Source organism: Hoeflea algicola, from assembly GCF_026619415.1.
GTDB classification, from domain to species: Bacteria; Pseudomonadota; Alphaproteobacteria; order Rhizobiales; family Rhizobiaceae; genus Hoeflea; species Hoeflea algicola.
The window spans coordinates 1,911,280-1,936,887 of record NZ_JAOVZR010000001.1 but is presented as its reverse complement, the minus strand read 5'-3'; the positions used below and the strand labels follow the sequence as shown (position 1 = coordinate 1,936,887).

Sequence of the window (25,608 nt, the reverse complement as noted above, 5' to 3'; positions counted from 1 at the left end):
GGCGGTTAACACCAAAGTGATGAAAACAATCTCGGCTCCTGCCCTTGCCGGGCCGTATTTGCTGCTATGGATCGCCCATGAGGATTTTGCACAGGATCTGGTCAGACGGACTGAGCCGCGCCTTGCTGGTGTCGCTGGCGCTGCATGGCGTGGTGTTTGCGGCGTTGCTGATGCGGCTGCCCGTGCCTGTGGCCGAGCCGGAACCGGACGAGCAGGTGGTGGAGGTGACGCTGGTCGCCCCGCCGGAGCCGGAACCAAATCCGAAGCCGGAGCCGGCACAAGAAGCCGAGCCTGAGCCGGAAACGCCCGAACCGGCGACCGAGGAGCCGCCCGCGCCCGAAGCGCCTGAGCAGGCTGAAAGTCCGCCCAAACCGGAGTTGGAACAAGCTGCAGCTCCGCCTCCCTCCGGAGAGCCGGCAGCAGGCGAGGCGGTGCCGATCCCGGTATTTCGGCCGGTGTTCCAGTTTGGCGAACGCGACGCCGGGCCGCGGGTGGCGCTCGATGGCAACAGTTCAACCGAACCTGCCGAGGCGGAGCCGTCGGATATAGAGTCCGAGACCGAACCCGCCACTCAACCGCCTGTGCCGGAATCCACCGAGCCTGACCCGGCCCCAACCGATGCCGCCGCCGTGACGCCCGACGTATCGGAACAAACCCCACCGGAACCGGAGGAAGCTCAACCAGAGCCCGAACCGCAAGAGCCAGAGATCGCGGGGCTTTCGCTGCCGGAAATTACCTTGCCCGCGTCCGGCCTGCCGCAAGACACGTTGAGCGAGCCCGAGCCCGGCACATTGCCGCCGGCCACCGCCCCGGTCGACCCCGCCGAGCCGGATGCCAGCGAAGCCGATGCCAGCCAGCCGCCTGCCGACAACACTGCCGGTAGCCCAGCCGACACCGACACCGACACCACAGCCCCGGGCGAACTGACCGAGGTTGAGCGGTTGTTCTCGCCGGTTCTGACCGAGGACCGTGCGGCGATGGTGGCGATGGGCAGCCTGCCGCGCGAAATCCGCGCCAGCCAGCTCTGCACCTCGGAGTTGCGCGAGCAGTTGCGCAACGCCACACCGGCCTACCAGCCCGAACTGCTGCCGGCCTACCGGCTCGACAGCGGCAATGTGCTGGCCGTCCCCGATGCCGCCTTCCGCGCCGGCGGCGCCTGGTATGCGCTGTCGTTCCGCTGCACGGTCGATGATGACGCCTTCAAGGTTGCAAGCTTTGCGCTGAGCATCGGCACCGCGATCCCGCGCGCCGAATGGAAAGCCCGCGGCTTTCCGGATTTTTAAGCGCGCGCCAGTGTGCCTTTGCGCCGCTGAGTGTCACACGGCACGGCACCGTTTGCGGCGTAAAGCCATGCAAAAACAAACAATTATCCCGACGGCAGTGAGGAATTGTTCATCATGATCAGGAGAAGACTTTGCCGCCGTGTTGCGCGGGCATTTTCTTTAAGTCTCCCTTTACAGTAGTAGTCCAATCGTCTGCGGGATCAGATTTCGTTTCACGATACCACCTCAAACTGTTGGAGTGATCGCATGCGTTCGAAGTGTGTGGAGCCCAGAAAGATCTGGCAATGTAACCGTGGCAATTTCGGCATCTTCGCCGCGGCCCTTGTGCCGTTGCTGTTTGTCTCGGCAGGCTTTGCAGTGGATTACACCAACATGTCCCGCGCCAAGGTCGAATTGCAGAACATGGTCGATAGCGCGGTTCTGGCGGTTTCCAAGAAATCCTCGGAGCCGGTCGATCGCGAAACCATTTATCGTCAGATCCTCCAGGCGCAAGTGTCGCAAAACGATGACATGACCCTGGTCAATGAGAACATCGATCTGACCATGGGAATGAACTACATCCGCTCCGATGCCTACGCGCAGGTGACCATACCCCTGGTCTTTCTTGGCCGGTTCATGCCCAACACGATTGCGGCGTCGGCCTCCACCTATGTTTCAACCCGCGATATCGAAATCGCGATCGCGCTTGATAATACCGGGTCCATGGGATCAGGCGGCATCAGCGCGCTGAAGGACGCTTCTCACGCCCTGCTTGATGCCCTGGATGATGTTGATACCTCGCAACAAAGCCTCAAGGTCGGGCTCATTCCGTTCGTCACCAGCGTCAATGTCAAGGGTGAGGGCTACAACAGCAGCTGGATCGATACCGCCGGAAATTCGGTCTATAATGGCTGGACGTTTCTCACCGATGCGCAGCGAGCGACCCGAAAATCCAAAGGCAACAACAGCGCCGATTTCAATTCTTCAAACTACCCGCACCATTTCAATCTGTTTAGCTGGTCGGGGACAAGCTGGAAGGGCTGCGTCGAGGCCCGGCCTGTACCCTACAATACCGATCTCACCCCGCCCGATGCCAGCAATCCCAATACGCTGTTTGTGCCCTATTTTGCCCCCGATGAGCCCGGCAACCGGATCAGCACGGGTGGAAACAGTTCCACGGCGTTCAACAATTCCTGGCTTGATGATGGCGTCTCCGGCGACCATGCCACGGTGCAGCGCTCGACAACCAAGTACAAGACCCAGACCGCGGTCCCCGGGGATTTCCGGGATAATGTGGGGCCGCTGACGCTGGGGCCGAACCGCGCCTGCCCGACACCGATCGTGCCGCTGACAACAGACCTCACAAAGGTCAGATCTGGCATTGATGCGATGCAGTTCTGGAATGGTTCGGGCACCAATATTGCCGAGGGTCTGGCGTGGGGCTGGCGTGTATTGTCACCCAATGCGCCCTATACACAGGCTGCGCCATTTGGCACTGAAAATGCATCCAAAATTCTGGTGATCATGACCGATGGCACCAATGTTTCCTACGGCGCCAGCAGCACCATCAACAAATCCGATTATGGCTCCTACGGGTTCCTGGCCGACAAGCGCATCAATTCGACGACCACCCAGTCTGCGGCCGAATCTTACCTTAATCAGTCGACAGCCAACATGTGTGTGGCGATCAAGAAGCTTGGGGTCGAGGTCTATACCGTGCTCTACAAAACCTCGTCGTCGTCAGTGGTGAGCCTGTTTTCCAATTGCGCCACGCGCAAGGAGAATTTCTTCATGGCCAGCGACGTGGCTTCGCTGAAACAGGCGTTTTCGGCGATCGGCCAATCGGTATCAGGCTTGCGGCTGGTCAACTGAGGTACCGCCTATTGGCGGGCAATCCGGGAGGCTTGGTCCCGTCGTTTTGCCATTCCTGGGCAGCGACCAAGGCCACCGCTGCGGCGGGTTGCCTGCCGGAATCCATCGCGCGTTCCTAAAGACGTTCAGCCGTGTTGATCCATCACGGAATGAATCCCTGGCTCCGCGGGAAATGATTGCGAAGAGGTGAGGCCGGATAAGCCCCTCCCGCCTGTGGGGAGTGGGGAGGGGGTGAAGCCACCGTCAGACTGGGAATTTGCGGCAACGCCAAAACACGCTCCACTTCTGTGGCGCCGTCACCGCCGGGATCAGCCGATCTTTCACGCGCGGTCCCGGGCCGCAGCAACCAGCGCGCCCTCGAAATTCAGGAAATCGTCCCAAAGCGACACGACCAGCGGATTGGGCATGGCTTCGGGCTTGATCTGTCTGAGCAGTTTCATCGCCTCGTGTGGCGGGACCTGTTGAGCCAGAAATCCCAAGGCGGTTGCTGCCGACCGGTGCACGCCTTGCAGGCAATGGACGATCAAGGCTGTATCTTCGGGCAGAGCCAGCATCCAGCGCTGCATCTCCTCAATGTGCGCTCGTGTCGGCGGCACGCTGTGCGCCGCATCGGGAACATCATTGAAGACCATCAACAGGTGATGCCTGTCCGGCAGATCTTTGGGCCCCAGATATTTGGTCTTGGTGCCCTTGATGCTCAGCACATGGGTCGCGCCCAACGTGGTGTGAAATCGGCGCGCCTCGGATTGGCTGGTCACCAGCAGCCGGCACGGCCAGCCATTGGGATGCGTGCGCCCGTCTGCCAGCGCCATGAACCGCAAGTCAGCGACATGGGCATTCTGTATGCCGGTAAAAGCGTTTTCGGCGCTTTGGCTCATGATCTTCGCTCCCCGTCGCGCGCCGCACCTGTCCACGCTGCTGTGTGGCCCTCAACACCGATTCTATCACGCTGCCCGCCCGCCCGCGATCTCGAATAGTTGTGCCATTTGCCCTTCTCTCCATCCGCGGCGCCGATCCAGCCTCACAAAAAATCTCGCCGATTTTTTCCACACCCTCCGCGCCCATGCCACACTGCTGGCGCTCCCGCTGCCGGATGGATCGCGAACGCTTCGAGCCAAGTGGGAGGAAGGCCTCTCGGATCTCGCCGTAACGTGTGGCGGGAAACGGGGGAGGCGGTGACCAGCGTGGCTCCGCTGGCAGATCTGATCATCCTTGCGGGTGAGCGGGTTCAGCCAGCCACCGGACCGACCTCGGATTCTCGTGCCCGCATGCCGGGCGCTGGGATCTGACAGCGGACCGGGCCTGTGGCGGTTTTCGCCCCCGTCGTGCGTGGCGCGTTCAGGTGTTTTGCCTGAACGATCACGTCCATGCAGCCTTGTGGCGGGGATGCAAACCGTGCCGGACCCCCGCGCCAGAAGCTTGCTCCGCGGCCCCTGTCCAGGGCAGCGGTTCGGTCAGTTCCGAGGATCTCCGCGTCGGGTGAAAACCCTCAAGCGGACAACGCAAAGCCTGTTGCCGTCTGTCGGATGTGGACATCATCCGGCGATGATCGGGCCCGCGCGTGAGGTGCGCCACCCATACTACCCATTCCTTCTGAGGCGACGCCCGCGCGCGGCCCTCCGGAGCCCGGAGTTTCTGTTCAACCCGCCAGCATTATATGCCGGCGGGGGAATTGGCGTGCCGTCCGGCTCCGGTCAGCGCTACACCCTATCATCGTTGAACCATCCGACGTCCACGCATCAACGGGGCCGCTACTGCTGCTCCGTGGCGCAAAAGCCGGGATCAATAGGACGATGCCGTCACCGGGCCTTGAAGTGGTGGGGTCAAAAAGGGCATCTTGGCCTCCGTTCGTGCAGGTGGCTCGGTCGCAGCCCGTGTCTCGGACCCGATGGTGACAGCAATGCGGGGGACGCGCCCCCGGGGAGTGGGAATGACAGACAAGACGGCGGAGCTCTCGCGGTTGTTTTTCGAAATCCGCCGCGGCTCCAATGCGCTCGCGGCACTGGGCGATCGGCTGCACGCCGATCTCAAGGTCACCAGTGCGATGCGCGCGCTGATGGAGCATCTGTCGATCAATGGCCAGGGCACGGTGCCGGACGTGGCGCGGGCCAAGAATGTCACCCGCCAGCACATCCAGCAGATCTCCAATGCGCTGGTAAAACTGGGGCTGCTTGAATTCGTTGCCAATCCCCGCCACAAGCGCTCGCCATTTGTGGCGTTGACGCCAAAGGGAGAAGAAGTCTTTGCCGAAATCGGAACGCGCGAGGCTGCAGTTCTGGGAGATCTTGCCAGCCGGCTCTACGATCTCGGCGCTGGACACGCAGCGGACGCTATAGCCCGGTTGCGGGCCGAAATCGCCAGTCTCGATCCGTCCTGACACCTTTGCCCACGGGATCCGGTGCAGCCTTGCGCGCAGGCCGGTAATTGCCGCTTGCGTCGGGCTTGCGGCCTGTGGCACCTCTGGTGATCTGTTTTCCACCCTGTCTGCCAATCTTTTGCCACCGGGAGCCCGCCATGAGCCGAGTTGAAACCACAGCCCTGATCAGCCGCTACCTCGACGCCTTCAACGCCAAGGATTTCGACGCCATGCTGGCATGCCTCAGCGACGATGTGATCCACGACATCAACCAGGGCGGCCGCGAGATTGGCAAGGAGAAATTCCGCTGGTTCAATGCCTCCATGGCCCGCCATTATGACGAGGAACTCGGCGACATTGCCATCATGGTGGATGAGAGCGGCAACCGAGCTGCAGCTGAATTTACCGTGCGTGGCAGCTATCTCGCCACCGCCGAAGGATTGCCCGAAGCCAATGGCCAGCGCTATTCGCTGCCGGCTGGGATCTTTTTCGAAATCGACGACAAGCTGATCAGCCGGGTGTCGACCAGCTACAACCTCAACGACTGGACCAAACAGGTTAAGGCTGGCTGAGGCGACAAGACCGGTGCAATCGAACGGGCAACTGACGTTTTCGCTGCTGTCGGCGGGCGAGGTCGCAGCCGCGCTTGATGATCTGGCGCGGCTCAGGATCTCGGTGTTTGCCGCCTGGCCCTATCTCTATGCCGGCGACGCTGCCTATGAGGCGCGGTATCTCGCGCAGTTCGCCGCCTCCGAGGGCGCGGTGGTGATTGCCGCGCGAGATCCGGCGGGCCGCATGGTCGGCGCTGCCACGGCAGCGCCGCTGGCTGATCACGCCAGCGAATTTGCCATCCCGTTCGCCCGCGCGGGACTTGATCCCGCGGATTATTTCTACCTCGCCGAATCGGTGCTGGAGCCGGCTTGGCGCGGGCAGGGCGCAGGCAAACGATTTTCCAAATGCGCGAAGCTGCGGGCCGGGCGCAGGGCTTTGGGCGCGCCGTGTTCGCCGCCGTGGTTCGGCCGGATGATCACCCGGCGCGGCCGGCCGATCATGTCCCGCTTGATGGCTTCTGGCGGCGGCGCGGCTACCGGCCGCTCGAAGGTCTGGTGGCGCAATTCAGATGGCCCGACCTTGGCGAGATGGAGGAAACCACCAAGCCGTTGCAGGTCTGGGGGCGGGAATTGTGAGCGGGGCTTTTAAGCCCGATTAGGGCGGGCAATTTTTCTGAACGACAGATGAACAGGCAGTTCCGATTGGGTTCAGGCAGGCGGGGATAATGTGGGTCAATCGATCGGCACAAACGATCGGTGCATGAGATCAACCATTTGGCGCCAGAGGCGCCCCACGAGGAGAAAAGCCATGAAAACCTTCCTGCGCAATACACTCGCCGCCCTTGTCGTCGCTTCTGCCGGCGTCGCCGCATCCGCTCCCGCCGCCACTGCCGGCGACGTCGGTTTCAGCTTCTCCATCGGCAGCGCCAACAGCGCCATCATGGTTCGCAGTGATGGCCGTCGCGGCGACCGTGGCTGGGACCGGTTCGAGCGTCCGCGTCATCAAGCCCGCAGCGAATGCAAGCCCCGCAAGGCGCTGCGCAAGGCCCGCAACATGGGTCTGAACCGGACCCACATTGTCCGCGACAACCACCGCCGGGTTGTTGTTGAAGGGGCCCGTCACGGCCGCTGGATGCGGGTTGCCTTCGCCAATCAGCGCCACTGCCCGGTGATCAGCGTTCGCCGCTAAACCACTCGCAAGAACTTTGAATGAACAAAACCCCGGGAGAGCGGATCTCCCGGGGTTTTGCATTGTTGCTGATATCGGCCGCGCAAATGCCACTGCGGCTCGTTGCTGTTGCCGTTACTGGGCAATTTCCCAGGTGACGCTGACGGTCACGCGGTATTCGTTCTCGCCGGCAGCCACCGGAACCGAACTGTCGGCCTTGGCGGCCATCGCCATTTCCGCGCGCATCATCGGCATCGGCGGCGAACTGTAGGAACTCTCGGTAATCTGGGTGATGCGGCCGAGCCCGACGCCAAGCGCCTCGGTCATGTCGATGGCCTTGGCTTTGGCCTTGGCGATGGCGTCCTTGCGGGCGTCGTCGCGGGCGCTGTCCTGGTCGTCATTGGTAAACACCACGTCGCCGCCCTGGTTGACGCCGAGACTGACGGAGATGTCGAGGATGGCGCCCAGCCGGTCAAGATCGCGAACCCGTACGGTCAGCGTATTGTTGACGGTGTAGCCGACGATTTTCGGTTGATCATTACGGCCTTCCCCATTGTCGGGGTAGACCCAGCGCGGCTGGACAGAAAACGTACCGGTCTGCAGGTCGCGCTCGGCAATACCCTCGGCCTTCATGGCTTCGAGCACCTGGGTCATCGCCGCGTTGTTGGCGTCAAGCGCTGCGCGTGCGGTTTCAGCCTCTCGCAGCACGGTCAGCGAAATCACAGCCATATCGGGCGCAACGGCGGCAACCCCTTCGGCGGAAACCGTGATCACCCCGGGGTCGACGCGTTTGGCGTCATCGGCGCGCGCCGGCAATTGTGTGGCGAGCAGGGAGGCGGCAAGCGCGCCGGCAAGCAGCACCGAGCCGCGAGCGAGGAAAAACGGGGTCATGAATATCTCCGATGTTGTGTCAAACGTCCCGACAGCACCTTATCTGGCGCGATTGTGGAGGCAATGCGGCAGTGCCGGCACCGACAAGCGCGCCAAACAGCACCGCACGCTTAATAGCCTGAGGCAGCCCTGATGGCCACAGCCCGGTGCGGGGCTGGCCTTGGTCGCGTATCTGCCGGATGCTGCCAGATGCCTGATCCTGCGGGCACGGACGTTTCCGCCACCTAGCTGTGGGTTGCGCGCAGCCAACGGCTTGTGAAGGCGGACGAATTGGGCTAAATGGCTGCTGTCCGGACGGCGTGTCCGGCCCGGCCATCAGGCGTCATGCTCGACTGGTCGGGGCGATTAATCTGGCGCGTCACCTTCGCGATCCGGGCCTGTAGCTCAACTGGTTAGAGCCGTCCGCTCATAACGGATTGGTTGGGGGTTCGAGTCCCTCCGGGCCTACCAACACTGTTCATCGTCACAACAGGGCGGATTCTGATGGCATAAGTCTGGATTCATCGTCACATAAGTGTGGATTCGGCGAAGAAGACATTCAATTTTAAGAGCGTCGGAAGCTAGGCCGAGGCGTTGGCATGTCGAGTTCTGGCTCGCGAAGTGCCGCCATCCCTGGCCAACATGCGTTGTCTGCTGTTTGCGATCCCCGAGAAAGCCCCTGAGGTCGCGCTAAAGATCAAAACAGCCATTGCTAAGGTCGCAGTCGATGTCGTCGTAGACAAAGCGGCCCAAATGATTTCGCTCGGATTCGACCTTCATCCAGCGAAGACGACGCGGCGATGGGAGGTGTTTCAGCGGAGTGAAATGGAAATCAGAGAGGCGCTCGGGTTCATGGACTGGAAGCGGTCGGCCGATGGGGATGGGTGGAGGTTGTCCATTGTAGCAATGGAAGCTGAAGGGCTTCGCGGGACAATTGATGCCCTAGTGGAAATCTATCGTTTCTTTAGGTAACAGGTGCCGCCGTCGGATGTGGGAGAGAGTGTCCGGTCTTCTGTGTAACTGCGCTTTGGTCCATGCTTCCTGAGAGGAGCAAGGACGATGACTATTTCCAAGGAACTGCAGGACGAACTTTTGAAGGGCTGCGAGCGGCCTGAAGATTTGCTTGGCGATGCCGGGCTGATGAAAGAGCTCAAGATTAAGCTCATGGAGCGGATGCTGGGTGCCGAGCTGACGGCGCATCTGGGCTATGAAGAGGGCAAGGACGCGCCGCCGGACCAGTCCAACCGGCGCAACGGCACATCCAGCAAGCGCCTGATGAGCCAAGACGGCGAAGTGCCAATTGCGGTGCCGCGCGACCGGGATGGCAGTTTCAAGCCGGAGCTGGTGAAGAAGGGCCAGACCCGGATCGACGGGATGGATGAGAAGATCATTGGTCTCTACGCGGCGGGGCTGACGGTGCGAGACATCCGCGCCCATCTCGAAGATGTCTATGGCCTGCAGGTCTCGCCCGACCTGATTAGCCGCGTGACCGACGCCGTGCTGAACGAGGTTCGGGAATGGCAATTACGGGCGCTGGAGCGGATGTATCCCATCGTCATCTTCGACGCACTGCGGGTCAAAATCCGTGACGCTGATAGCCGTATGGTCAAGAACAAAGCCGTCTACGTAGCCCTGGGCGTCTCACGCGACGGTGTGCGTGAGGTGTTGGGCCTGTGGATCGCTGACAATGAAGGGGCCAAGTTTTGGCTGTCGGTGATGACCGAACTGAAAAACCGGGGTGTGCAGGACATTCTGATCGCTGTTGTGGACGGGCTCAAGGGCTTTCCTGAGGCTATTACCGCAGCCTTTCCGGAAGCTACGGTGCAGACCTGCATCGTGCATTTGGTGCGCCATTCCCTGAACTTTTGCAGTTGGAAGGACCGCAAGATCGTGGCCGTTGATCTGCGCCGGATTTACAGCGCTGCGACCGCCGACCAAGCGGCGGCCGAGTTGGACGCGTTCGAGGGGAAATGGGCCGGAAAATACGCTTCCATAGCCCCGGCCTGGCGGAGGGCCTGGGCCGAAGTGATCCCGTTCTTCGCCTTCGATCCGGCGATCCGCAAGATCATTTATACAACGAATGCCATCGAAAGCCTGAACCGCGTGATCCGCAAATCAATCAAGACGCGCGGATCATTCCCGACCGAAGAAGCCGCCACAAAACTGATCTATCTGGCCATCCGCAACTTTGAGAAAGGCGGCAGAAATGTCCGCGAATGGTTTGCTGCCCGCAATCAATTCGCTATCATGTTCGACGAGCGCTTCAATGCGTGACCATATCTGAAACCCGCATGGGCCGGGCCAGATACACAGAGTTCATGACACTCCCATGTGGGAAGGAAATTAGTCGTAGCCTCAGAGAACAGCGTCCTCTGCACAGCACGCGCCTTGGCTCTGTTCATCACCTTCATAGCCAATTGCTCTAAGAATTTGCTCGACCTTTTCTGGTGGATATCCATCTGCCAGATAGCCAGCCCTCATAATATCGTAGTCGAACTTTCCTGGGTTGGCTTCCAGTTCTTCCAAAATGTCTACCGCACCATCGATATAACCATCAGGTACTTTTTCTGTCCAAATACTGAATGTATCTTTCATCTCCGACTTTAAACTCCCCATCCCAATCTGTAATTACCCACCCCCTTGCCATGCACCACAATGTCTGAATCCATGATGATATGGATCGGACTGATTTGCAGCAGCTGAGCAAGGACGAATTGATCGAGATGGTGCTTCGGCTCCAACGGCCTTCCAAGGATTCTCGGACGTCTTCCAAGCCGCCCTCGACGGACAAGAAAGAGAAACGCGTCAACTCACGACCGGGTGGAGCCAAGCCCGGGCATGAACCCCACAATAGGGTGCTGGCGGATTTTGCCGACATGTTTCGCGATCATGAACCGACCGCCTGCAAGAGATGCGGCCATGCGTTTTCCGGTGATGATACGATGGTGCTGGCCGGGGCCTATGACGAGATCGATATTCCTGCGATCCGTCCTCATGTCACCCGGCATCGGCGTTTTTCCTGTCATTGCCCGCAATGCGGCACGACAACAAAAGCCACCGCACCTGCCGTGGCAACCGCAACGCCGTTCGGGCCAGGCATTCACGCGCTGGCGATCTACCTCAAGAGTTTCCATGCATTGTCTTACGAACGCCTGAGCGGTGTGTTCATGGATATCTTCGGCCTTAATGTGAGCGAGGGCGCGATCATGAACATGTTTTCCCGCTCCCGTCCGAGCTTCCAGGCCACAGCACAGGCCGCCAAGGCCAGCCTTCGAGCCGCCCGCGTTGTCGCCAGCGACGAAACCGGTGTGCGTATCGAGGGCACAAATGCCCAACACTGGGTTTTTCATTGCAAGGATGCTGTTGTCCACCAGCCCGATTACTCCCGTGCAGCACGGGTCGTTCACGAGACCATGGGCGGCCATGTCCCCGAGGTATGGATATCTGATCGGTATTCAGCCCAGCAATCTCACGGCCATCGACATCAAACCTGCCTTGCACATTTGGCGCGTGATACAGCCTTTGCGCTGGAACATGGCGAGGATGATCTCCCTCTTCGCTTCCAGCTTTGGTTTGGCCGTGTGTTTGATTTCGCCAGAGCCATAAGCACATTCGCTGCGTCTACCGTCGCAAGCAAGAAGCGCAAATTCGATAAACAGCTTGCCGGGCTTCTATGCGCCCCGACTTCGTGCGACCTGGCCCAAAAGCTCCAGGCCAAGATCGGGCGGGCCCGCGATCAGCTGCTGACGTTTTGCGACTATCCCGGAGAAGTCGATGTCACCAACAACACATCTGAGCGAAAGCTCCGTCCATGGGTCATTCAGCGAAAGGTGACAAACGGATATCGCGCCATGTGGGCCGCCCAAGCCGAGGCGGATGTACGCACGACCATCGACACCGCCCGCCTCAAAGGCGCAAACCCCTTCCAGGTCATCGCATCCGTCCTGGCATAGGCCGGTAGAAGAACCGGAAATCACGAATTCGGGGGTGGGTAATTACCCCAATCTTGTAAACTACATAATATAGTTGCAGAAATCTCCTTGTATTGCAAACTGCTTTCTCTATTGCGATTTACATTTGCTAGAACAGGAAATACGTTTACATCATTTTCCGAGATCATTCCATCGATAAGCTCCGCGGTGTCGGTAGAATACCGATTTCTAAATTCGGAAAAGCCCTCGTCAAATCTTGCTTTTCTCAAGTGCCATGCGAAAGGGGTCGGCCTGAAGCCGAGTGTTGCCCATGCAACGCGACCCTCGCTCACCGCTTTGAGGGTCATTTTTTCAAAACCAATTTTCCGTACTGCGTGATGAAGCTGTTGTGTAAAACACCGACATCTTCCTTGTCCTCGGAAAGCTGGATCAACATGCGCGCGTCCAATGTCGGCTGTGTTCTCTTGAAAAATGAGGTCGACGTTTGCATCTATTGATCCTCGAACGGCAAGCTGATGCCTACCCCTTTCGCTCCCAACAGAAACTGTGATGCCGTCGATATTTCTCTCTAGGTGAGACATAACTGACTTTGCCTTCGCGCTATCGCTAGCGTCTTCCAATTCTGGAGATGAGGCTTGAGTTGGCGGTTCATTCAATGGGAGTGGCTTTAGTAGTAATATAGACTTCATGGAAGCTCCTCGATAACGATGGAGCTTCCTATCGCAGTTTAACCAAAAGACCGTTACGAAGGTCCGCTACCGAGAAAAAGCGTCGAAATTCAAGAGTCCGGACTTGTCTGAGAATGAGGGCCTTGAGTCCGGACTTATGTGACGACGAGTCCGGGAACTAAATAAGGCAACGCCTCAATTATTCAATGAAATCAACGAATCTGAATCCGCCCTGTTGTGACGACGCTCAAACACTTTGTAGCGCGCCACGAACGTGTGAACTCTACGCCATCTACGTCTGAACTGGGTGTCGATCTGGGAAGTCGATTTTTCGTTGGGCGGATATGGTTCATGATGACGAAAAATCATGCCAAAACGGCAGTGGGCCGACCACGGTTACGTGATCGGCCCACTTTTTTGCATATTTTTGAATTATTTTTTCGCCTACCAGAGGCTGTATTGTTTGTATTTCGCCGGAAACCGTCCGACTTAATTTTGTGATTTTGTGATCGCTATCCGTCCTGTGGAGAAGGCCGATAGTCGAATTCTCTGGAAGTCCACCGATAGTCGCGCCCAAATTTCGAAGCCGAACAATACAAGACTTGGGGTCTTGGCGTACTGGTATCCGCGCTCAGACTTCATTCGACTGGATACGTTATCCAGCCTTCGCCTTTGACGTCATGTTGGTCTGCCGATTTGACAATACTGCTTCCTCGATTTCCCTCGCTTCCAGCCGTCCGCGCAAGATCAATTGCTCCGCCAGGAATTCCAAGACATCGCGGTTCTGCTCGAGCATTCTGGACGCTCGATCCATTTGGGTGCGCAACGTGGTCTCAACATGCTTCGTCAATAGTGGCTGTCGGGATCGCATGACTTCGAGATGATCAGGATGATCCGCGGCTACCGAGATAAGGCTCTGCCCAAACCCCCATTTGACTTCCATCATCGTCGCGAGGTCCGTTGCCAAATTGAGGTCGGCTGACTGATGACCACCGGCCCCATCAGAATGATCACCGTATACGATACGTTCGGCAGCCACCCCAGCCAACAAAATGGCGATCCTGTTCTCGAAATACGTCGAGGTCTTGCGGGCAATCGGTCCTACTTCGTAAACGGCGCTACCGAGCATTTGTGCTCCATTGATATCGGCGTAGCTCTCTTGGATAGAGACGTACAAGAGGCGATCGGCCTCAGCCAAGACGCCCATAATGGCATGGCCCATCTCGTGGACTGCAGTGGACTTGAGCATTTCAGGAGGAATAGCAATTCGATTGGGCATTGCGGCCAGGATGTCCGTGATCTTCATTTCCCGTTGCGCTCGTCGGGCGACGCGTCTTGCATCTCGTACACAGTTCTCAATTGCGGCCCCCGACCATCCCAGCGACCTGCCCACTGCCAGTCTCAAATCCTGACCCTGGAGTTCGTTCCCCAAAAAAATTTGAAGATATCATCTCGCGTTTGGTCGTCTGGCATGGCGATGACAAAATGGCGTTCAAGTCTTCCCGGACGCAAAAGTGCAGCATCAATGAGTTCGGGAAAATTCGTCGCTCCCACCACCACGACACCTTCACGTTTTTTCATGCCATCCAACGATTCCAGCAGTGCATTGATGACTTGGCGGGAGTATGAAGAATTATCGCCAACGACGGTAGAGCGGTCTCCGAAACTGTCGAATTCATCAATGAACAAGATTGCTGGCGCGTGTTTCTCGGCTTCTGAAAAAGCTCTCCTCATCTCCTTGAGCATATCGCCGAGATGACCGGCTGCCTGCCAGCTGGCAGCAGAGCCGACCACCAAGGAAGCATTGCATGACCTTGCGAGAGCAGAGGCGAATGAGGTTTTGCCAGAGCCAGGCGGGCCGGACAAAAGGATGCCACGGTCGATATCTTCCCAGCTTACCTTTCTATCTCGGAGGTCCGCGAGGTCTTTGGCAAGTTCAAGCCCCCAAGACTTCGCATCTCCGTACCCGGAAAGGTCTTCGAGTTTTGGTCCCTCTGTCTGGCCATGGATCGCAGAGGTCTGCTTTTTAATGGGAGGATTCTGTTGCAACCGATCAACAACCGCTTCAATTGGCCGGCCAAGGCGCATGGCGAGTGATAGCCTGGACATGTCTTGTGAAGCAAGAAAACTGGCGTCCTCATTTCGAATGCTACCGAACCCCATTCGTTTCGCTGCTACCTGAATGTCTGTCGAAGTGGGCGGTGGAAGGGTGCCAACAAAGTCGGCCATGATTTTGAGTTCGTTGCTCAGTTGGTCGAGCGACGAAACTAAAACAACCACGCGCATTTTTTTATGGAGTCCCTCAAGGCGATCAGTTGTGGAATCCCGCGACCTTCCTTCATCGAGCACAATGACTTCATAATCGTGCCCGCCAATCATGCGCTCTCGGCGCGGCGCGTCCAGAAGCCACCGTGCCGCCTCGGAGTAGTGATTGATGTCGGAGTTTTTTGGAACCAGGAGAGCGGCCACAAAGGCCTTTCCTTTTCGCAGAAAAGGTCTGAGGCTTCTGGACAAAGTCACCAAGGCAACCTGTGTGGTGAGCGGTAAATCGAGTGACACAGGCGCATAAAGCGATGGTTTAGTTCTCATTATTTGGAGACCTTATGTAATCGGAAGAGCGAGGTGGCCGAATTCAGCACGCTATTCGCCTGACCATGCTCTCTGGCCCGATCAATGCCTCGTCCAAATCGATTTCAATAAAGCCGCGCAGGATCATTGAAGCCAGGGCGGCGATCGGTTTGGTTTCCTGAAATGCCGAGAGGCATTCGGAGACTGTCAATGTCCCGTGTTCGTCGAGCGCAGCGAGAAGTCTGACCCTGTCGCCCAGTGTTGTTTCATAATTTGCATATCGAATGAGGTCTTTGGAGTTCCGCAGGCGAAACCCCGAATGGACCGCCGTATGATCCCAACGACTATATCGAAGGTTGATGCTAGCAGCGGCGGCAGTCAGCTCTTTTTGATCTGGACCGTCGTGCCGGTCATGCGCGTCCATCAACGTTTGAACACCATCGATGTCGGTTACCAAAAAATCGCAAATGTGGCGTGCCCCCATCAGGTGGTCCGGTTTGATTGTTAGTGCATCATGGGCGTCTGGTCCATCGGGACAATGCTTTCAGGCGCGGGCGGGCGGTAGCCCAGAGCGCTATGCGGCCTGACGGTGTTGTAGTGGATACGCCATTGCTCGATCAGGATTTGCGCCTCCCTTAGGCTGTAGAAGATTTCGCCGTTCAGCAGCTCGTCGCGGAACCGGGCGTTGAAGCTTTCGCAGTATCCGTTCTCCCATGGTGAGCCTGGCTCTATGTAGGCCGTCTTGGCTCCAACAGCTGCAATCCAATCCCGCACTTTCTGGGCGATAAATTCCGGCCCATTGTCCGACCGAATGTATTCCGGCGGGCCGCGCAGGATGAATAGGTCTGTCAGAGCATCCAGCACGTCCGTTGAGTTGAGCTTGCGGTCCACGCGGATCATGAGTGCCTCCTTGGTGTATTCGTCGATGATATTCAGCGTCCGATAGGCGCGGCCGTCAGCGGTTCGATCCTGGACGAAGTCGTAGGACCAGACGTGGTTTGGCCGTTCCGGTCTGAGACGCACACATGATCCGTCGTTCAGCCAAAGCCGCCCCTTTTTCTTCTGCTTTTGTGGCACTTTCAGCCCTTCACGCCGCCAGATGCGCTCAACCCGCTTATGGTTTACCTGCCAGCCCGCGTTGTTCAGCAGACCGGTGACCATGCGATACCCATAGCGCCCGTACTTGTCGGCCAGTTCGATGATATCATCGGTCAGCCGTTCTTCATCTGCCCGGCCCTGTGGCACCTTGCGCTGTGTGGATCGGTGTTGTCCGAGCGTGCGGCAGGCGCGGCGTTCCGATACGCCAAGCTCCCGCCGCACATGGTCGATGCACTTGCGACGACGCGAAGGGCTTAGAAGTTTCCCTTTGCCGCCTCGGTCAGGATGAGTTTGTCCAGTGTCAGGTCAGACACCGCCCGCCGAAGCCGCTGGTTCTCCTTCTCCAGCTCTTTCAGCCGAGTGAGTTGAGATCGCTGCATCCCGCCATAGAGCTTTCGCCATCGATAAAACGTCTGCTGTGTCACGCCGATCTGGCGCACCGCGTCAGCAATCGTCGCACCTTGCCCTTGCAGAACTTCAACCTGCCGAAGCTTCGATACAATCTCTTCCGGCTTCTCTCGTTTTCCAGCCATCGCTGATCCTCCAATTTGAGGGATAATCTATCCCAGTTGGTGGACCACTTTCAGGGGGCAACTCCACTTTGGAAGGCAGGTTAGCCGTTCAATTTTCCGTTCGCGGTTTGGCAATAAAAACAGCACCTTGGAGAGCTGTTCAGAGGTATGTGGCGCTAGACCCTCATCAGTTCAGCTGTATGTGTCGTCTCATCCAACTGTTTATGGCGCGCTCGGCGCTAACCTATTGATTTCTGGTCGGCTCCAGTTCAGACTTTTGTGGCGGCCGACACACTTTTCGCAGTCCGGCATGAGACGCTCAGCTGACAGTGAATTGGGCCATCATTCCTGCGTCCTCGTGCTCGAGGATGTGGCAATGGAGCATGAACGGGTTTTTCTTGCTGGCCGGGTGTTCGAACCGAGCCAGAATTTCGGTTTCGCCGGGAACGAGTACTGTATCCTTCCATCCCGAATTTTCCGGACGTGGCGGCGCACCGTTCTCGCTGAGAACACGGAACTGCACCCCATGAACGTGGAAAGGGTGTGCGACCATCGAACTGCGGATAATCCAGCGCTCCACCGAACCGAGCGCGACATTGAAATCAATGCGGTCCATATCGAAGGGCTGGCCATTGATGGCAAACCCGCCACTGCCCATCATCATGCCCATTCCCATGTCCAGCGAAATCGTGCGGGTCTTTGTGTCCAGTCCGGTCAGCTCTTCGAGTGGATCGCCAATTTTGTCGGGGAGGCTCGTTATTCGTGCCGGCAGAGTTTCATCGATGGCAAAATCAAGAATACCATAGGCCTGGCCGGGATCACTCATCAGCACCGGCGTCCCTGCGCCCGCGAAATCCACGAGGATTTCGGCGCGCTCACCCGGAGCCAGCTGAAGCATATCAAGCGCGATCGGCTGCGGCAGGAAACCGCCATCGGTCGCCACCAGATGCATGGGGCGTTCGTCGTTGAAAAACAGACTGTAGATGCGCGCGTTCGACCCATTGAGCAGGCGAAGCCGGACGACCCCGCTGGGAACCGCTGCGACTGTCCCTGATTGGCCGTTGACGAGCATGCGGTTGCCATGAAACCCGTGCATCCGGTCCATCATCGAAGGCTCATAGACCATGCGGCCGTTGCTGTCGAAACTGCGGTCCTGCAGCACCAGCGTCAGATCGTCGATGCCATAGGCCGATGGCAGCCCACGATCATCGTCCCTGCCATCGGTGACGTGAATGACGCCGGCCAGACCGTTGTAGACCTGTTGGGCTGTGCGTTCGTGAATATGGGAATGATACCAGATGGTCGCAGGGGCCTGGTTGATCAGCATATCCGGTTTCCAGACTTCCCCCGGAAGCACCGGCTGATGCGGCCCCCCGTCGTTGTCGCCGGAAATCTTCATTCCATGCCAATGGACACTGACTGGCTCGCCCAGGGTGTTGCCGACGCCTGTGGCCAGCTCGCCGTTCTGCATGATCACGGTGGGGCCGAGATAGCCCTGGCTGTAGCCGGCGGTCTGCACGGATTTGCCGCCCAGGAAGTTGCTGTTTCCGGCCTGCGCGACCAAGGCAAGCTTGCCGCTGGCGCGGGTATCAATGAGCGGCGGCATTTGCAGTCGCCGCGGTGTTTCCGCGGCCAAGGCAGCACGCGGCCAAGTCGAACCGCCACCTGAAACAACCAGGGCTGCGGCGGCGGAAGTCAGGAAATCCCGTCGTTTCATGTCGTACCTGTGATCTTTCGTTTTCTCGGCAAGAAGGTGATTTGAAGCGTCATGAACCTGCCCGGCCGAGAAAGACGGAAAGAACACGATCGAAAACCCGGCGCGGCCAGCCTAGTCAGAGAGCATTTTCCGACGTTCATCGAATTCCTTGGAATCGATCTCTCCGCGTGCATACCTCTCCTTGAGGATGTCATGGGCGCGGCTCGACGGTTGCCCAGCACTGGTTACAAAGCCCGAGCCCATGTGACGCATGACATAAATAACGGCAGCGACGATACCGACGAGCACCAGGATCATGAAAATAGGTCCGAGAACCATGCCAAATCCTCCCCATTGACCGGCTCCCCACATCATTCCGTGGCCATACTGGTACGGAACATTGCCGCCGGGTATTTCACCGGTCTGTGCAAGGGCAGTCGTCGCCGAAAGCGGTACCCAGGCGGTGCTGATGATAAGGTGTGAAAACAGGTTTCTGGTCATTTCTAGTCTCCATGCGAAGCGGCCGGACAGGCTGATCTAATCGCTTTTCGAAGCTGCTGTGGAAATGGCCGCAGGTCAGCTCCGGGACATCAGACACACCGGTCGTCGCGTTCCAGCTCAATGCTGTCTATCCAATGTGGGGCTTCCATCAGGGGGAAGGTCAAGGGGCAGCATGCTGGAATCTTGATGCCCGGATGGATCTGGTGTGATCATGCTCTTGATTGTCATCACAGCGGGCAAACGCGGGCGTTTTGGCCAAGCCTCCCGGGGCGCAGGCAGGCCTGATGGCTGGTTGCGATATGCCGTGAACTTACGGCATTCAGCCGTTTCGATCCCCTGTGCCGGAGCATGAGGTGCATTTCCGGTTCTGCAGGATTTGCCGGCCACCATCGCAGCGCGGACAGGTAGAGGGATGCTTCGCCCCGGTGACTATTTTCCCCAGCCGGCTTACAGGCTGCAATTGGTGTGAACCTGCCACGACCCCAGACTGTTGCAGCCCGAGCAGCGAACCCTCGCCGTGGCTTTCGGTGTTGACGTCTGGAGCCATGACCATCGGGTTCGCCTCGTTTGCCGCAGAAGTTTTATCCCCATCCCCGAATGTGCCGGTATTCTCACCGATGTGCCGTTGAAGAGAGCTGAAACGGCAATCAGCAAAAGGGTCAGGAAAATTCAGACCCGGTTCCTTGGTCTGCCGCCGGTTCGGGCAATCAATCGATGGCAAGGACGAACAAGCATCCTTTTGGATTTTTATGCTGCTTGTCTTTTCTTTAAGCGGTGTTTTTTCCGGCTCGCCATTTTGGGTTACCGACAATTGCCTTTGCCGACGCCGGTACATCAGATATTCTGAATTTTCTATATTTGAGGAGGAGGATGGAGATGAAGCTGTTTTTGAGGATTTTTGCCGGGCTGATGTTGCTGGCCGGCGCAGTACTGCCGGCGATGCCGGCGCTGGCCGAGGAAGGCATGCACAAGCTGGTGCTGCAGATCAGCGACAATGATCCGCAGAAGATGAACACGGTGCTGAATGTGGCCGTCAACGTCTCCAAGCTCTATTCGGAGCGGGGCGAGGAAGTCGACATCAAGATCGTCGCCTTCAATGCCGGGCTGCACATGCTCAGGCCTGACACCTCGCCGGTGGCCAAGCGGATCACCAACTTTGCCGCCAGCATGCCGAATGTGGCGTTCGAGGCCTGCAACAACACCCGCGAGGCGATGGCGAAGAAATCCGGCAAGGATGTGCCAATCTTCGAATTTGCGGAAATCGTTCCTGCCGGCGTCGTGTCGATCATCGAGCTTGACGAGCAGGGCTATACGGTCGTCCGCCCGTAAATCGGACAGCCTAACCCGCGCCGAACTGGTTCCGGCGCGGATCGGCGATGTCGTTTGCCCGGATCAGGCGCGCAGCAGGATCTTGCCGGTGCGGCCCGGGGTCAGCGAGGCCTTGACCGCGTCGACGACCTGATCGAGCTTGAATTCGCCGCCGGCGGGCAGGTGAAGTTTCCCCTGGGCTGCAAGGCCCACCAGTTCGGTGATCAGCCGGGTCTTTTCGTCCTGCGGCATCTCGGCAATGATGCGCGAGCCCCAGAACCCCTTGACCACCAGATGATTGGTGATCATGGCGCTGGCATGGAGTTGCAACGGAACGCCGGTGGCGGTGCCGAACACCACCAGCAGACCGTTGACGCCGAGCAGATTGGCGATGTCGGCGACAATCGGGCCGCCGACGGAATCGATTGCCGCCTGGGCGCCGTTGTCGCCGAGGATCGCGCGGGCACGTTTCTGCCAGTCGTCTTCGGATGTCGACAACACGTTTTGCATGCCCAACGCTTCGAGCTCGGCAACGGCTTCATTGCGGCGCACCAGATTGATGGTGTTGATGCCGCGGGCGCGGGCCAGATCGGCAAAGATCTTGCCAACAGCGCCGTTGGCGGCGGTCTGGATCACCCAGTCGCCCTTGGAGACTTCGAGGAATTCCAACAGCGCCAGCGCGCTGAACGGCATGGCCACCAGTTGCGCACCGGCTGTATCGGGGATGGAATCGGGCAGCGGTAACAGGCCGGCGGCGGGGGCGGTGAAATACTTGGCCCAGGCGCCGGATTTGCCGACATTGACGACGCGCTTGCCGATCAAACGTGGCATCAATGCCATCGCCCACAGCCTCGACCACGCCGAGCGCTTCGGTACCGCCAATCGCCGGCAATTCGGGCTTGTAGCCGTAATTGCCGCGAACGGTCCAGAGGTCGTGGTTGTGGATCGGCGACAGTACCATGCGGATCAGCGCTTCACCGGGTTTCGGCTCGGGCTTGGCAATGTCGGTGGTTTGAAGCACAGCGGCGGGGTCGCCAAAGGTGGTGTAGGTGACAGCTTTCATGGGAATATCCTTTGTTGAGGTCCGGTGGGAGGTCGGACCGTGTGGTGGGATGAGATGTGGTTGAATGGATGTCGGCTGGTCAGACGAAGAAACGGTGCCTTGTGTCGTCGAGCGCCTGTTGCAGCGGGCCCGGATCGCGGGACAGCTTTGCGATGATCGCAGCGCCCAGCCACTGGCTGTAAAGCAGTCCGGCCGCCATGTCGGGATCGGGTCGGGGGATGATCGAACCGTCTTCAGCGCCTTCGCGCAAAAGCCGGGCGAGACGCTGGCAGACCGCGCAGACGCCGTCGTTGAGGATGGTGCGCATGGCTTCGGAGAGGTCGGCGATTTCGGCGGCGAGCTTGACCACCAGGCAACGGTCGGCCATCGAGCCGGCGTCACTCGCAAGGGCTGTGGCAAAGAAACGGTCCATGCGGGCGGCTGCGGGCTCCGGCGAGGCAATGATTGCGTCCAGCGCGGCCAGGTAATCGGCCACATATTGTTCAAGCATGGCGCAGCCAAATGCCTCTTTCGAGGCGAAGTAATAGTAGAACGACCCTTTCGGCACCGCCGAAGCGGCCAACAGTTCGGTCAGTCCGAGGCCGCCAAATCCGTGGGCCAGCACCAGCGCGCGGCCTTCGGCGAGAATCCGGGCCCGGGTCTGTTCCGATTTGCTTTGATCTGTTTTGGTCGATGATTTCATGGTGTCGACTTAGATAAAAATAGACCGGTCGTCTAGTCACAGCTTTGTGAGCTGTCAACGCGGTCATTAACCGGGATGTCGGCGAGGCGGGCATAAATCCTTCTCTAAAAACTCATGTTAATCGCCGCGCTTCCGGTTGACAGAAAATCAGGCAGTAAATAAACATGATTTTCGTAGTCAAGTTTTACCAACCCGGTCTCCATGGAGTATCCAATGGCAAATCTATCCGCTCGCATATTTGCGCTTCTCGCCTCCGTTTCGGCCGTCGCTGCCGTCGTCGTGCCGGCCCATGCCGAGGGTGAGGTCAACATCTACTCGTCGCGCCATTACGACACTGACGAGCGGCTCTACAGTGATTTCACCGAGGCCACCGGCATCACCATCAACCTGATTGAAGGTAAGGAAGACGAACTGATCGAGCGCATGAAGGCCGAGGGCGCCAACAGCCCGGCCGACGTGTTCATCACCGCCGATGCCGGCCGTTTGTGGCGCGCCGATCAGGCAGGCCTGCTCTCGCCGGTCGATTCTAAAGTGCTGAGCGAGCGGATCCCGGAAAGCCTGCGTCATCCCGATGGCCACTGGTTCGGCATCTCCAAGCGCGCCCGGGTAATCTTTTACAACAAGGACGAGGTGAAAGAGCCGCCACAGACCTATGCGGCGCTGGCCGATCCGAAATACAAGGGCCTGCTGTGCGCCCGCTCCGGCTCCAACATCTACATGCTGTCGCTGCTGGGCGCCTATATCGCCCATAATGGCGATGAGGCCGCCAAGGTCTGGGCGCAGGGATTGAAGGACAATCTGGCCCGCGATCCGCAGGGCGGTGATACCGACCAGCTCAAGGGTCTGGTGTCCGGCGAATGCGGCATTGCGATCGCCAATACCTACTATTTCGCTCGCGGTGTTGCCGGCCAGGTTGACGGTCTGACCGAAGGCATCGACAAGATCGGCATCGTCTTTCCTGATCAGGACGGCAATGGCGCCCATGTCAATGTCTCGGGCGCCGGGGTTGCCGTGCATGCGCCGCACCGCGAGAATGCGGTCAAGCTGCTGGAATATTTCACCTCGGACCAGGCCCAAGCCTATTTCGCCAATGGCAACAATGAGTATCCGGTGGTGCCAAGCGTCGCTGCATCCTCGGTGGTCGAGGGATTGGGCAGCTTCAAGGCCGACACGCTCAATCTGAGCAAGCTTGGTGAAAACCAGACCCGCGCCCAGGAAATCTACAATGAGGTCGGCTTCAAGTAAGCCGCACCCAGCGCATACCGCCTGGGGATCAATGACCTCTCCCCGGCCTATGAAAAGGCCCGGACATTTGGCGTCCGGGCCTTTTTGTATGGGGGATCGCTCATCGTCCAGATCGCGCCCTTGTTGCGGTGCGGCGAATGTTTGGTCTTTCTGCCGATTTCCAGAATGTAGCCCAGGGATTAGAAACCCCCGGTCGGAAGACAAGCCCTGGCCGCGCAAACAGGGGCAGTCACCAGGTTGAACCTGAATTGCCTGATTCTGGTATTTGCGACTCAACATGCCCTTGACGCGGCACCGTTGTGGGCTCGCTGGCAGCTGGGCATGTGCTCGAATGGGCCGCGTGACCTTGCGGGCTGAGGCTGGGGCCAACCAGTGTGTTGTTGGACGGCTTGGCCAGGAGAGTTACCGGACCACGGATCAGGCTGACGGCAACAGGGCGGTTTCGGGTGGGCGCATTGGCGCTTTCTTCGGGCGGCCCGATTTGCCGATCGTGTGGCACAGCAGGATCACCGGCAGCAGCCCGAAGCCGACGATCATCAGCGAGGGCAGGGCGGCCTGGTTGAGCCGCTCGTCTGACGCCAGCCGATAGGCCTGCACCGCCAGCGTGTCGAAATTGAACGGCCGCATGATCAGCGTCGCCGGCAGCTCTTTCATCACGTCGACGAAGACGATCAGCAGCGCGGTCAGCAGGCTCGGACGCAACAGCGGCAGGTGAACCTCGATCAGCATCCGTCCCGAGCTGCGGCCAAGGGTGCGGGCGGCAGCGTCGATATTGGGCTTGATTGCCGAGATGCCGGTGTCGAAGGCGCCGAGTGCGGCGGCAATGAAGCGCACCATATAGGCCACGACCAACAAGCCGATGGAGCCGGTGAAAAACAGCCCGGTGGAAACGCCGAAGGTATCGCGGGACCAGGCGTCGACGAAATTATCAAGTGCTGCGAAGGGCACCAGCAGTCCCACGGCGATGACGCCGCCGGGCACCGCATAACCGATGCCGGCGGCGGCGGCGGAAAAGCGGGACGCGAGGCTGGGGGCGATGCGGGCGCAAAAGCCGATGATCACGGCGGCGGTGACGGTGACAAAGGCGGTGATGGAGGCAAGTGTCAGCGAATTTTCGACAAAGGCGAGATAGCGTGGCGAAAACGGCGACTTGCCGACGCCGATCGCCATGTCGGCCAGCACCGCTAAGGGAATCGCGAAGCCGATTGCAACAGGGAGCGCGCAGGCCAGGAAGGCGATCGCCGCGCGGCCGCCACGCAAGCGGTGTGGCTCCATCACCTCCTGGCGCGAGCCGGCGGGAAAGCGTTTGGCGGCGCCGCGCTCGGCACGTTCAAGCAGCGCGAAGGCCAGCGCCACCACCAGCAGGCAGAGTGCCAGTTGTGAGGCGGCCATGCGGTCGCCCATCGAGAACCAGGCGCTGTAGATGCCGGTGGCGAAGGTCTGCACACCGAAATGCGCTACCGTACCAAAATCGGCGATAGTTTCCATCAGTGCCAGCAGCACGCCGCCGGCAATAGCCGGCCGGGCCATTGGCAGACTGACCTTCCAGAACGCCGACCAGGGTGAATGCCCGAGCGTGCGGGCGGCGAAATAGGCCGTCGGCGACTGTTTCAGGAAGGCGGCGCGGGCGAGCAGATAGACGTAAGGATAGAGCACGAAAATCAGCATCGCCGCGGCGCCACCGAGCGAGCGTACCTCGGGGAACCAGTAATCATGGGGCCCCCAGCCGGTGACCAGCCGCAGCGAAGTTTGCACCGCACCTGGATGGTCGAGCAGATCGGTATAGGCATAGGCCAGCACATAGGCCGGAAACGCCAGCGGCAGTGCCAGCACGATCTCGAAGGTGCGGCGGAAGGGAAAGTCGCACACGGTCACCAGCCAGGCAGTGGCGGTGCCGACAATGCCGGTACCGATGCCGACCATCACCACCAGTTTCAGCGTGGTCCAGGCGTAGCCCGGCAGCACCGTCGCCATCAGGCTGTTCCAGGTGTCAAGCGTTCCCGACGCCGCGGCAAAGCCGACAGCGATGATCGGTGCGAGGCATAGCAGGGAGACGATCCAGGCTGCGGTCTTGAGTGCGCGTTCGCCCACGGGTTGGCTCGTCCTTTGCTTGGAGCGACGCGTATCATTGCCGACGCGCGGGCCGCTCACCCCTGTTGATCTGACGCACCGAACCGGTTCACAGCCGGGTGTGAGTTTCAGCCTGAGACCGCTGACGGTTTCGGCGCGCGCCTGCTCTTGTCGTAGCGGCCGCTC

Annotated in this window: 25 protein-coding genes, 1 tRNA gene and 1 pseudogene; 12 read left to right on the top strand and 15 right to left on the bottom strand. The window is 59.1% G+C overall.

Annotated elements, in window-relative coordinates; translation table 11 throughout:
• The first annotated feature begins 77 nt into the window (after nt 1-77).
• Together OEG84_RS09510 and OEG84_RS09505 are read left to right on the top strand one after the other, a co-directional pair.
• A complete protein-coding gene (locus OEG84_RS09510) occupies nt 78-1,283 on the top strand; it encodes a DUF930 domain-containing protein (RefSeq protein WP_267653533.1) in 1,206 nt (401 codons plus the stop codon).
• A gap of 246 nt (nt 1,284-1,529) precedes the next feature.
• Nucleotides 1,530-3,134, top strand: a complete 1,605-nt coding sequence (locus OEG84_RS09505) for a pilus assembly protein (protein WP_267653532.1) — start codon at nt 1,530-1,532, stop codon at nt 3,132-3,134.
• Between the two features lie 320 nt (nt 3,135-3,454).
• On the opposite strand, the gene OEG84_RS09500 is transcribed toward OEG84_RS09505, so the two are convergent.
• Nucleotides 3,455-4,012, bottom strand: a complete 558-nt coding sequence (locus tag OEG84_RS09500) for a phosphatase (RefSeq protein WP_267653530.1) — start codon at nt 4,010-4,012, stop codon at nt 3,455-3,457.
• Between the two features lie 1,052 nt (nt 4,013-5,064).
• Here OEG84_RS09500 and OEG84_RS09495 point away from each other — a divergent pair.
• From OEG84_RS09495 to OEG84_RS09480, 4 genes are all read left to right on the top strand, one after another.
• Nucleotides 5,065-5,511 carry a MarR family winged helix-turn-helix transcriptional regulator gene (locus OEG84_RS09495; RefSeq protein WP_267653529.1) on the top strand — a complete coding sequence of 149 codons (447 nt, stop codon included), beginning with the start codon at nt 5,065-5,067 and terminating at the stop codon, nt 5,509-5,511.
• Between the two features lie 137 nt (nt 5,512-5,648).
• A complete protein-coding gene (locus tag OEG84_RS09490; protein ID WP_267653528.1) occupies nt 5,649-6,062 on the top strand; it encodes a ketosteroid isomerase-related protein in 414 nt (137 codons plus the stop codon).
• Between the two features lie 13 nt (nt 6,063-6,075).
• On the top strand, nt 6,076-6,690 hold the full coding sequence (locus tag OEG84_RS09485) for a hypothetical protein (RefSeq protein WP_324288190.1): 615 nt from the start codon (nt 6,076-6,078) through the stop codon (nt 6,688-6,690).
• 159 nt (nt 6,691-6,849) lie between these two features.
• Entirely contained in the window at nt 6,850-7,230 is a 381-nt protein-coding gene (locus tag OEG84_RS09480; RefSeq protein WP_267653527.1) for a hypothetical protein, read from the top strand.
• Between the two features lie 114 nt (nt 7,231-7,344).
• On the opposite strand, the gene OEG84_RS09475 is transcribed toward OEG84_RS09480, so the two are convergent.
• Nucleotides 7,345-8,100 carry an SIMPL domain-containing protein gene (locus tag OEG84_RS09475; protein ID WP_267653526.1) on the bottom strand — a complete coding sequence of 252 codons (756 nt, stop codon included), beginning with the start codon at nt 8,098-8,100 and terminating at the stop codon, nt 7,345-7,347.
• 373 nt (nt 8,101-8,473) lie between these two features.
• Between OEG84_RS09475 and OEG84_RS09470 the strand changes: the two genes are divergently transcribed.
• The 3 genes from OEG84_RS09470 (at nt 8,474) to OEG84_RS09460 (ending at nt 10,353) form a co-directional block, all read left to right on the top strand.
• A tRNA-Ile gene (locus OEG84_RS09470) sits at nt 8,474-8,550 on the top strand.
• Between the two features lie 171 nt (nt 8,551-8,721).
• Nucleotides 8,722-9,051 carry a hypothetical protein gene (locus OEG84_RS09465; RefSeq protein WP_267653525.1) on the top strand — a complete coding sequence of 110 codons (330 nt, stop codon included), beginning with the start codon at nt 8,722-8,724 and terminating at the stop codon, nt 9,049-9,051.
• 87 nt (nt 9,052-9,138) lie between these two features.
• A complete protein-coding gene (locus tag OEG84_RS09460; protein ID WP_267653523.1) occupies nt 9,139-10,353 on the top strand; it encodes an IS256 family transposase in 1,215 nt (404 codons plus the stop codon).
• An 81-nt stretch (nt 10,354-10,434) separates the two neighbouring features.
• Here OEG84_RS09460 and OEG84_RS09455 read toward each other — a convergent pair whose 3' ends face one another.
• Nucleotides 10,435-10,674: a hypothetical protein gene (locus OEG84_RS09455; protein ID WP_267653522.1), complete on the bottom strand. Its 240-nt coding sequence runs from the start codon at nt 10,672-10,674 to the stop codon at nt 10,435-10,437.
• Nucleotides 10,675-10,754: 80 nt separating this feature from the next.
• Here OEG84_RS09455 and tnpC point away from each other — a divergent pair, with 80 nt between their 5' ends.
• Nucleotides 10,755-12,032, top strand: coding sequence for an IS66 family transposase (gene tnpC / locus OEG84_RS09450; protein ID WP_267651873.1), 1,278 nt, complete (start codon nt 10,755-10,757; stop codon nt 12,030-12,032).
• 20 nt (nt 12,033-12,052) lie between these two features.
• On the opposite strand, the gene OEG84_RS09445 is transcribed toward tnpC, so the two are convergent.
• From OEG84_RS09445 to OEG84_RS09410, 8 genes are all read right to left on the bottom strand, one after another.
• On the bottom strand, nt 12,053-12,700 hold the full coding sequence (locus tag OEG84_RS09445; protein WP_267653521.1) for an N-acetyltransferase: 648 nt from the start codon (nt 12,698-12,700) through the stop codon (nt 12,053-12,055).
• A 634-nt stretch (nt 12,701-13,334) separates the two neighbouring features.
• Nucleotides 13,335-13,985 (bottom strand): ATP-dependent metallopeptidase FtsH/Yme1/Tma family protein, encoded by a 651-nt coding sequence (locus tag OEG84_RS09440; RefSeq protein WP_267653520.1) that lies wholly within the window; start codon nt 13,983-13,985, stop codon nt 13,335-13,337.
• 95 nt (nt 13,986-14,080) lie between these two features.
• Nucleotides 14,081-15,148, bottom strand: a complete 1,068-nt coding sequence (locus tag OEG84_RS09435) for an AAA family ATPase (protein ID WP_267653519.1) — start codon at nt 15,146-15,148, stop codon at nt 14,081-14,083.
• A 163-nt stretch (nt 15,149-15,311) separates the two neighbouring features.
• Complete coding sequence (locus OEG84_RS09430) at nt 15,312-15,731, bottom strand: hypothetical protein (RefSeq protein WP_267653518.1); 420 nt, start codon at nt 15,729-15,731, stop codon at nt 15,312-15,314.
• A gap of 20 nt (nt 15,732-15,751) precedes the next feature.
• A protein-coding gene (locus OEG84_RS09425; protein ID WP_267653517.1) for an IS3 family transposase occupies nt 15,752-16,878 on the bottom strand; the annotation gives its coding sequence in 2 pieces (ribosomal slippage) (nt 15,752-16,614 and nt 16,614-16,878; 1,128 coding nt in all).
• Nucleotides 16,879-17,176: 298 nt separating this feature from the next.
• Entirely contained in the window at nt 17,177-18,574 is a 1,398-nt protein-coding gene (locus OEG84_RS09420) for a multicopper oxidase domain-containing protein (protein WP_267653516.1), read from the bottom strand.
• A gap of 111 nt (nt 18,575-18,685) precedes the next feature.
• A complete protein-coding gene (locus OEG84_RS09415) occupies nt 18,686-19,054 on the bottom strand; it encodes an SHOCT domain-containing protein (RefSeq protein ID WP_267653515.1) in 369 nt (122 codons plus the stop codon).
• Between the two features lie 319 nt (nt 19,055-19,373).
• Complete coding sequence (locus tag OEG84_RS09410; RefSeq protein WP_267653514.1) at nt 19,374-19,865, bottom strand: hypothetical protein; 492 nt, start codon at nt 19,863-19,865, stop codon at nt 19,374-19,376.
• Nucleotides 19,866-19,930: 65 nt separating this feature from the next.
• Between OEG84_RS09410 and OEG84_RS09405 the strand changes: the two genes are divergently transcribed.
• Complete coding sequence (locus tag OEG84_RS09405; RefSeq protein WP_267653513.1) at nt 19,931-20,383, top strand: DsrE family protein; 453 nt, start codon at nt 19,931-19,933, stop codon at nt 20,381-20,383.
• A 63-nt stretch (nt 20,384-20,446) separates the two neighbouring features.
• On the opposite strand, the gene OEG84_RS09400 is transcribed toward OEG84_RS09405, so the two are convergent.
• From OEG84_RS09400 to OEG84_RS09395, 3 genes and pseudogenes are all read right to left on the bottom strand, one after another.
• Nucleotides 20,447-21,193, bottom strand: a complete 747-nt coding sequence (locus OEG84_RS09400) for a zinc-binding dehydrogenase (protein ID WP_324288189.1) — start codon at nt 21,191-21,193, stop codon at nt 20,447-20,449.
• 58 nt (nt 21,194-21,251) lie between these two features.
• Nucleotides 21,252-21,323 (bottom strand): annotated as a pseudogene (locus OEG84_RS25370) (hypothetical protein); the annotation flags it as partial.
• A gap of 181 nt (nt 21,324-21,504) precedes the next feature.
• Nucleotides 21,505-22,107 carry a TetR/AcrR family transcriptional regulator gene (locus OEG84_RS09395; protein ID WP_267653512.1) on the bottom strand — a complete coding sequence of 201 codons (603 nt, stop codon included), beginning with the start codon at nt 22,105-22,107 and terminating at the stop codon, nt 21,505-21,507.
• 213 nt (nt 22,108-22,320) lie between these two features.
• Between OEG84_RS09395 and OEG84_RS09390 the strand changes: the two genes are divergently transcribed.
• A complete protein-coding gene (locus tag OEG84_RS09390) occupies nt 22,321-23,352 on the top strand; it encodes a Fe(3+) ABC transporter substrate-binding protein (RefSeq protein ID WP_267653511.1) in 1,032 nt (343 codons plus the stop codon).
• A 417-nt stretch (nt 23,353-23,769) separates the two neighbouring features.
• On the opposite strand, the gene OEG84_RS09385 is transcribed toward OEG84_RS09390, so the two are convergent.
• Nucleotides 23,770-25,443 carry an ABC transporter permease gene (locus OEG84_RS09385; protein WP_267653510.1) on the bottom strand — a complete coding sequence of 558 codons (1,674 nt, stop codon included), beginning with the start codon at nt 25,441-25,443 and terminating at the stop codon, nt 23,770-23,772.
• Nucleotides 25,444-25,608: the final 165 nt, after the last annotated feature.